Source organism: Pseudomonas sp., from assembly GCF_041601375.1.
In the GTDB taxonomy this organism is placed as follows: Bacteria; Pseudomonadota; Gammaproteobacteria; order Pseudomonadales; family Pseudomonadaceae; genus Aquipseudomonas.
In genome coordinates this window covers 1-7098 of the sequence record NZ_JBFIIG010000205.1, presented here as the reverse complement: position 1 = coordinate 7098, position 7098 = coordinate 1, and the positions used below count along the sequence as shown (strand labels likewise).

Annotated in this window: 6 protein-coding genes; all 6 read left to right on the top strand. The window is 68.5% G+C overall.

The genetic code is table 11. From position 1 onward, the window contains the following. Positions 1-33 precede the first annotated feature (33 nt). Genes ABZE94_RS18990 through ABZE94_RS18965 form a run of 6 tightly spaced genes read left to right on the top strand, consistent with a single transcriptional unit; the run spans position 34 to position 6875 of the window. Positions 34-759, top strand: coding sequence for an RDD family protein (locus ABZE94_RS18990; protein WP_372877422.1), 726 nt, complete (start codon positions 34-36; stop codon positions 757-759). Next, positions 756-1736 (top strand): stage II sporulation protein M, encoded by a 981-nt coding sequence (locus ABZE94_RS18985; RefSeq protein WP_372877420.1) that lies wholly within the window; start codon positions 756-758, stop codon positions 1734-1736. Before ABZE94_RS18990 ends, ABZE94_RS18985 begins: the two co-directional genes overlap by 4 nt. Continuing rightward, positions 1723-3303 (top strand): DUF4129 domain-containing protein, encoded by a 1581-nt coding sequence (locus tag ABZE94_RS18980; protein ID WP_372877418.1) that lies wholly within the window; start codon positions 1723-1725, stop codon positions 3301-3303. Before ABZE94_RS18985 ends, ABZE94_RS18980 begins: the two co-directional genes overlap by 14 nt. Continuing rightward, positions 3300-4493 carry a DUF4350 domain-containing protein gene (locus ABZE94_RS18975; RefSeq protein WP_372877416.1) on the top strand — a complete coding sequence of 398 codons (1194 nt, stop codon included), beginning with the start codon at positions 3300-3302 and terminating at the stop codon, positions 4491-4493. The genes ABZE94_RS18980 and ABZE94_RS18975 overlap by 4 nt, the downstream gene beginning before the upstream one ends. Continuing rightward, positions 4490-5518, top strand: coding sequence for an AAA family ATPase (locus ABZE94_RS18970; RefSeq protein ID WP_372877414.1), 1029 nt, complete (start codon positions 4490-4492; stop codon positions 5516-5518). The genes ABZE94_RS18975 and ABZE94_RS18970 overlap by 4 nt, the downstream gene beginning before the upstream one ends. Before the next feature lie 25 nt (positions 5519-5543). After that, complete coding sequence (locus ABZE94_RS18965) at positions 5544-6875, top strand: DUF58 domain-containing protein (protein ID WP_372877412.1); 1332 nt, start codon at positions 5544-5546, stop codon at positions 6873-6875. The last annotated feature ends 223 nt before the right edge of the window (positions 6876-7098 follow it).

The following is a 7098-nucleotide window of genomic DNA, read 5'->3' as shown; positions in this document are numbered from 1 at the left end:
CTAGCATCGGGCTTTCTTCGATGCAGTCTGCCAATGCCCCTCGACCCAGTCGCCCGTTTCTCCCGAGCGCAGTGCCCGCCGCTGGATACCCGCTATCGGGTGGAAACCCCGGAGGGCATCGACCTGCTCCTGCGCCCGGCGGGCCTGGTGCCGCGCGCCCTGGCCTTCACCATCGACCTGCTGATTCGCGGCCTGCTGTTGCTGGCGATCTATGTCGTTCTCGGCCTGCTCGGCAAGTTCGGCATGGGCCTGGCAACCATCCTGCTGTTCCTGGTGACCTGGTGGTACATGGTGCTGTTCGAGGTATTCAACCAGGGCCGCTCGCCGGGCAAGCAGCTCCTCGGCCTGCGCGTGGTGCACGATGACGGCACCCCGGTCGGCTGGGCCGCTTCGCTGACCCGCAACCTGCTGCGCTTCGTCGATATCCTGCCGTTCGGCTACACCCTGGGCATTCTCAGCTGCCTCAATCACCCGGCGTTCAAGCGCCTCGGCGATATCGCCGCCGGCACCCTGGTGGTCTACCGCGACACCGCGCCTGCGCGGCCGAGCCTGCCACAGGCCGAACCGCTGCATGCGCCCTTCGCCCTCGATCTGCTCGAACAACGCGCCCTGCTCGGCTTTGCCGAGCGTGGCGCCAGCCTGTCCGGTGAACGCCGCGCCGAGCTGGCGGCTATTCTGGCCGAGCCGCTGCAAGTACCGGCCGAGCAGGCGGAACAACGGATCAACGGCATCGCCCGCGGCCTGCTGGGGCCGGCATGAAACAGAGCCTGTTCGAAAACCGCCACCAGGCCGACTGGCAAGCCTTCGCCGGACAACTCGACACGCTCGAGCGCGGCAAGGCCGACAGCCAGCAATGCAAGGGCTTCGCCGCCGCTTACCGGCGCCTGTGCCAGCAACTGGCCCTGGCCCAGGCCCGCGGTTACAGCAACCACCTGATCGAGCAGTTGCAGCAACTGGCACTGCGCGGCCACCAGCAGTTCTATCGCCATCGCAGCCCCCTGGGCGCGCAGCTGCTCGGTTTCCTGCTGGCCGGTTTCCCCCGCCTGGTCCGCGCCGAATGGCGCTGCGTACTGGTAGCCAGCCTGGTGTTCTTCGGCAGCCTGCTGGTCATGGGCACGCTGGTCTACCTGTTCCCCGCGCTGATCTACAGCCTGGTCGATGCTGACCAGGTGGCGAGCATGGAGCAGATGTACGACCCCGATGCCCGGCGCCTCGGGCGCTTCGGCGAGCGCCACTCGGGCGACGACTGGCTGATGTTCGGCTTCTACATCATGAACAACATCGGCATCGCCTTTCAGACCTTCGCCAGCGGCCTGCTAATGGGCCTGGGCAGCCTGTTCTTCCTGCTGTTCAACGGCCTGATGATCGGCGCGGTGGCCGGCCACCTGAGCCAGATCGGCTACGGCGAAACCTTCTGGTCGTTCGTCATCGGCCACGGCGCCTTCGAATTGACCGCCATCGCCCTGGCCGGTGGCGCCGGCCTCAAGCTCGGCTGGGCCCTGCTCGCGCCTGGTCGCCGGTCACGCGGCGAAGCCTTGCGCCTGGCCGCCGGGCGCAGCGTGCGCCTGATCGGCGGGGTGATTGTGCTGCTGGTGCTGGCGGCATTCGTCGAGGCCTACTGGTCATCGATGACCTTTGCCGAGCCGAGCGTCAAATATGCGGTTGGCGCCGCCCTCTGGCTGCTGGTACTGGGCTACCTGCTGCTGGCCGGCCGAGGTGCCCATGCGCCTGACTGATGCCAGCGTGGCGATCCGCCCGCGCAGCCCCTGGGAAGCCCTGGACCTCGGCGTGCTGCTGGCGCGCCGGCATGCCGGCCTGCTGATGGCCAGCTGGGCCCTGGTCAGCCTGCCGCTGTTCGCCCTGCTCTGCCTGTTGCTCTGGGACTACCCGGGCTGGGCGATATTCGTCTTCTGGTGGTTGAAGCCGGCCTACGAGCGCCTGCCGCTGCATATCCTCGCCCGCGCCCTGTTCGGCGACACGCCCAGCCTCAGGCAAGCGCTCAAGGCCCTGCCCGGCCTGCTCAGGCCGCAACTGCTGGCCAGCCTGACCTGGCGCCGCTTCAGTGCGACGCGCAGCTTCGACTTGCCGGTGTTGCAACTGGAAGGCTTGTCCGGCCAGGCGCGCAGCCAGCGCCTGGTGGTCCTGGGCCAGCGCGATGCGGGCGCCGCGACCTGGCTGACGATGGTTGGCATGCACCTGGAGATGGCGCTGTGGCTGGGCCTGGTCAGCCTGTTCTACCTGCTGTTGCCGGCGCAGATCGAGCTGGATTGGAGCTGGCAAAGCCTGGCCAATGCGGCAGCCGGCGAATGGCTGTGGCTGGAACACCTGTCCAACCTGCTCTATGTGCTGGTGCTGATCGTCTGGGAGCCGGTCTACGTCGCCTGCGGTTTTACCCTCTACCTGAATCGACGTACCGCCCTGGAGGGCTGGGATATCGAACTGGTATTCCGCCAACTGCGCCAGCGCCTGACCGGCCTGGCCTACGCCCTGCTGCTCGGTTGCGGCCTGGTGCTGCTGCAGGCGCCAACGTCGGCCATGGCCGCCGAGCGCGGCAGTAGCCCACTGCAGGTGGAAGACTCCATAGGTCCCGAGGCCGCGCGCCTGCTCAAGCAACCGCTGAGCAGCCGGGCGGCCCAGCGCAGCATCGAGCAACTGCTCGAGCAACCGCCCTTCGAACACCGTGAAACCGTCACCCGCTGGCGCTTCGGCGAGCAAGAACAGGCCGACCAGCCGAGCGAAGAACAACTCAGCGGCTTGCTGGAACTGCTGGAGAAGTTCTTCAAGCTGGCCGAGTTCTGGAACCGCATCGACGCCGTCGCGCTGTTTTTCGAGGCCCTGCTCTGGGTGGCCCTGCTCGGCCTGGCGGCCCTGCTGGTCTGGCGCTACCGACAATGGCTCAGCGCCTTCGCCGGGCGTCTGGGCCTGCCGCAGCGCGCCGCAACGCCGCCCAGCCGCCAACTGTTCGGCCTGGAAGTGGCCGCCGAAAGCTTGCCCGCGGATGTCGCCGGCACGGTCGAACGGCTCTGGGCCGAACAACCGCGCGCGGCCCTCGGCCTGCTCTATCGCGCCTTGCTCAGCCGCCTGCTGGACGATTATCGCCTGCCCCTGCACAGCGCCCACACCGAGAGCGAGGTGCTGCGCCTGGTCCAGGGCCTGGAGCACAGCGAACTGAGCAGCTTCAGCCAGGCCCTGACCCAGCACTGGCAGAACCTCGCCTACGGCCATCGCCTGCCGCCGGACGAGCTGCGCCAGGCGCTGTGCCAAGACTGGCGACACCTGTTCGACAGCGGGGTACGAACATGAGCAGGTGCCGCCAGTGGCTGCTCGGCAGCGCGCTCATGCTTGGCCTGGCCCTGCTCGGCCTCTACCTGCTGAGCCACCTCCAGCCCTATGAAGAAACCCTCGAGCACGGCCCGGCACCCGAGGCGCAGGCCAACCCGTACCTGGCCGCCGAGCACTTTCTCCGCCAGCAGGGCCTGCAGGTGCAGCGCAGCGAGGACCTGCGGCTGCTAGCGAGCCTGCCCAGTGCCGGGCAGACCCTGTTGCTGCTTGCCGATCGCCAGCGCATGAGCCCGCGCCAGGTCGAACGCCTGTTGGCATGGACGGCCAAGGGCGGGCATCTGGTGTTCGTCGCCGAACGCCTGTGGGATGAGGATGAGGGTCAGAGCGGCGACCTGCTGCTCGACAGCCTCGGCCTGCAGCAGTACCAGAGCGACGACCTCGACCAGCCAGACGGCGAGGCCGAAGAGCCTGCCCTGGATGCCGACGAGACCGCAGCAGGCGCCTACCCGGAACTGACCCAGCTCTACCTGGAAAACGAGGAAGCGCCGGCCTACTTCGGTTTCGATACCGGCTTTCACCTCTACGATGCCGACAACCGCGCCCATGCCTGGGCCAACAGCGCCGCGGCGACCCACCTGGTCCAGCTCTACCACGGCGATGGCCTGGTCAGCGTGCTGAGCGACGCCTGGATCTGGCAGAACGACAGCATCGCCGCTTACGACAATGCCTGGCTGCTCTGGTACCTGAGTCAGGACAGCGCCGTGACCCTGCTCTACCACGCCGAGCGCGACGACCTGTTCGGCCTGCTGCTGCGCCATTTCCCCCAGGCCCTGCTGGCCCTCGCCCTGCTGCTCGGCCTCGGCCTGTGGCGCGTCGGCATGCGCCAGGGGCCGCTGCAAGCACCGGCCAGCCCGAGTCGCCGGCAATTGCAGGAGCACCTGCGCGGCAGCGCCGATTTCCTCCTCAGGCGCAGCGGCCAGCACAGCCTGCTGCAGGGTTTGCAAGCGGATATCCAGCGCCGTGCGCGCCGCCGTTACCCCGGTTTCGAACGCCTCGGCGTGACCGAACAATGGCAGCTGCTGGCACGCCTGACCCGCCTGCCCAGCCGCGCCATCAGCCAAGCCATGCGACCGCTGCCCAGCCAGCGCCTGTCCGCCGTCGACTTCACCCGCCAGGTCGCCCACCTGCAAACACTCAGGAATGCCCTATGAGCGAATACACGCCCGAACAACTGAGCCCCGCCGCCGTCCCGGAACAAGCGCCAAGCGGCTCGACGTCGCAACGCCAGCGCGCCAGCCAATTGGCCCAGGCCCTGCGCCAGGAACTGCACAAGGCGCTGATCGGCCAGAACGCGGTGGTCGACGATGTGCTCACCGCCCTGATCGCCGGCGGCCACGTGCTGATCGAGGGCGTTCCCGGCCTCGGCAAGACCCTGCTGGTACGCGCACTGGCGCGCTGCTTCGGTGGCGAGTTCGCGCGCATCCAGTTCACCCCGGACCTGATGCCCAGCGACGTCACCGGCCACGCCGTGTACGACCTGCAGAGCGAGCAGTTCAAACTGCGCAAGGGCCCGGTGTTCACCAACCTGCTGCTGGCCGACGAGATCAACCGCGCCCCGGCCAAGACCCAGGCGGCGCTGTTGGAGGTCATGCAGGAGCGCCAGGTCACCCTCGAAGGCCGCGCCCTGGCGGTGCCGCTGCCGTTCATGGTGCTGGCCACGCAGAACCCGATCGAGCAGGAAGGCACCTACCCCTTGCCCGAAGCCGAACTCGACCGTTTCATGCTCAAGCTGCGCATGGACTACCCCGAGCAGGCCGAGGAGCTGAGCATGGTGCGCCAGGTCACCCGCTCGACCCGCGCCGACATGCTCGACGTCACTCCGCTGCGCGCCCTGCTGCAAGCCAAGGATCTGCTGGCCCTGCAGAAGATCGCCAGCGACCTGCCGCTCGACGAGCAGGTGCTCGACTATGCCGTGCGCCTGGCGCGCGCCACCCGCACCTGGCCGGGGCTGATTCTCGGCGCCGGGCCTCGCGCCTCGATCGCCCTGGTCCGCGGCGGCCGCGCCCGCGCCCTGCTGCGCGGCGGCGACTTCGTCCTGCCGGACGACATCAAGGGCTGCGCCCTGGCCGTGCTGCGCCACCGCGTGCGCCTGGCGCCGGAGCTGGATATCGAAGGCCTGTCGGTCGACCAAGTGCTCCAGCAATTGCTCGATCAGGTTGCGGCGCCGCGCCTATGAACCTGTCGCTCCTGGATGCTGGCGCATGAAGCCCGCACGCGCGCTGCTGATCCTGCTCGGCGTCCTGCTCGGCCTGGCCATTGCCCTCGGCGCCTTGCAGGCCCTGGCGATAAAGGTGCCGCAGAGCCTGCACGCGCTCTGGTGGGCCCTGCTGCTGATGCTGACCGGCGCGGCGCTGGTCGATGCCCTGCGCGTGCGCAAATTGCCCTCGCCACGCCTCGAACGGCTGTTGCCGGGCAACCTGCCGCTGGGGCGCTGGAGCGAGGTGCGCCTGAGCCTGCACCATGCCTATGCCCAGCCCCTGGCGCTGGAGGTGTTCGACCACGTGGCCGACGGCATGGCGTTCGAGCATCTGCCGCAGCGCATCGAACTGCGCCCGGGCGAGCAGGCGCAGCTCGCCTACCGCGTGCGGCCGCTGCTGCGCGGGCACTTCAGTTTTACCCAGTGCGAGGTCGCCCTGCCCAGCCCACTAGGCCTGTGGTGCGCGCGCCGCTACCTGGCCCTGCCCGGGGAAACCCGGGTCTACCCGGACTTCGCCCGCCTGTATGGCGCGCAACTGATGGCAGTCGACGACTGGCTCAGCCAGCTTGGTGTGCGCCAGCGGCCACGCCGCGGTCTGGGCCTGGAATTTCACCAGCTGCGCGAATTCCGCGACGGCGACAGCCTGCGCCAGATCGACTGGAAGGCCACCGCACGCAAACGCACGCCGATCGCCCGCGAATACCAGGACGAGCGCGACCAGCAGATCATCTTCCTGCTCGACTGCGGCCGGCGCATGCGCAGCCAGGACGGCGAACTGGCGCACTTCGATCACGCCCTCAATGCCTGCCTGCTGCTCAGCTATGTGGCCCTGCGCCAGGGTGACGCGGTGGGCCTGGCGACCTTCGCCGGGGAGCAGCAGCGCTTCCTCGCGCCGGTCAAAGGCCAGGCGCAACTCAATGTGCTGCTGAACGCCGTATACGACCTGCGCAGCACCCTGCAGCCGGCCGACTTCGCCGCCGCGGCCGACAGCCTGCTCGCCCGCCAGCGGCGCCGCGCCCTGGTGGTGCTGGTGAGCAACCTGCGCGACGAAGATGACGAGGAATTATTGCGCGCGGTCAAACGCATCGGCCGCCAGCACCGCGTGCTGATCGCCAGCCTGCGCGAAGAAGTGCTCGACAGCCTGCGCCACACGCCGGTCGAGGATTTTGCCACGGCCCTGAGCTACTGCGGCACGGTCGACTACCTCAACGACCGTGCCGGCCTGCACGAGCGCCTGGCCGCGCACAAGGTGCCGGTGCTCGACGCCCGCCCCAGTGAACTGGGTCCGCAACTGGTCAGCCGCTACCTGGCCTGGAAGAAGGCCGGGGTGTTGTAGGGTGGCTTAGGCGCACGCAGGGACGTCGCTCATGCCACAGAACCCCGCGCGCCGTAACTCACCATTGCGGTGTCAAACCTGGCGCCACTCCGGGTTACGCGGCGGTCGAAGGCGGCGTCCGCAGCTCAGTGGCAGGCGCCGCTAACCCGGCCTACGGAACGGCGTGATTCGATCAGCCGCGGGCGGCCTTGATCACTTCGATATAGGGTTCGGCAAAACGCTG

What these genes read in the sequence shown, in the direction of transcription:
- ABZE94_RS18990 (WP_372877422.1), top strand. Translation starts at nt 34, where the DNA reads ATGCCCCTCGACCCAGTCGCCCGTTTCTCCCGAGCGCAGTGCCCGCCG.
- ABZE94_RS18985 (WP_372877420.1), top strand. Translation starts at nt 756, where the DNA reads ATGAAACAGAGCCTGTTCGAAAACCGCCACCAGGCCGACTGGCAAGCC.
- ABZE94_RS18980 (WP_372877418.1), top strand. Translation starts at nt 1,723, where the DNA reads ATGCGCCTGACTGATGCCAGCGTGGCGATCCGCCCGCGCAGCCCCTGG.
- ABZE94_RS18975 (WP_372877416.1), top strand. Translation starts at nt 3,300, where the DNA reads ATGAGCAGGTGCCGCCAGTGGCTGCTCGGCAGCGCGCTCATGCTTGGC.
- ABZE94_RS18970 (WP_372877414.1), top strand. Translation starts at nt 4,490, where the DNA reads ATGAGCGAATACACGCCCGAACAACTGAGCCCCGCCGCCGTCCCGGAA.
- ABZE94_RS18965 (WP_372877412.1), top strand. Translation starts at nt 5,544, where the DNA reads ATGAAGCCCGCACGCGCGCTGCTGATCCTGCTCGGCGTCCTGCTCGGC.